Annotated in this window: 1 pseudogene; it reads left to right on the top strand. The window is 61.5% G+C overall.

Going from position 1 to position 213, the window contains the following annotated elements:
• Positions 1-36 precede the first annotated feature (36 nt).
• A pseudogene (locus tag ACOXXX_RS21660) lies at positions 37-90 on the top strand (hypothetical protein); the annotation flags it as partial.
• Between the last annotated feature and the right edge of the window lie 123 nt (positions 91-213).

The raw sequence follows: 213 nt of genomic DNA, 5'->3' as shown, positions 1-213 counted from the left end.
GCATCGAACCCCCCCCCGGAATTCCGCGCAGAAGCAGTGCGGGTAGCGTTAACCAGCGGGCTGCCGCGAAAGCAGGTTGCTGCAGATTTTGGCGTTGGCTTCTCGACACTGAGCCGTTGGATCCAGCAGGATCGGCGCAACCCAGAGAAGCCTTCAGCACGACGTTGTCCAGCATCGTGTCGGCCAGCAGCCGCTTGAGCTTGGCATTCTCGT

It is taken from the genome of Thalassococcus sp. BH17M4-6, from assembly GCF_049323015.1.
Classification (GTDB): domain Bacteria; phylum Pseudomonadota; class Alphaproteobacteria; order Rhodobacterales; family Rhodobacteraceae; genus Puniceibacterium.
The sequence above is the reverse complement of the archived record's forward strand: the minus strand, read 5'-3'. Positions and strand labels throughout refer to the sequence as shown.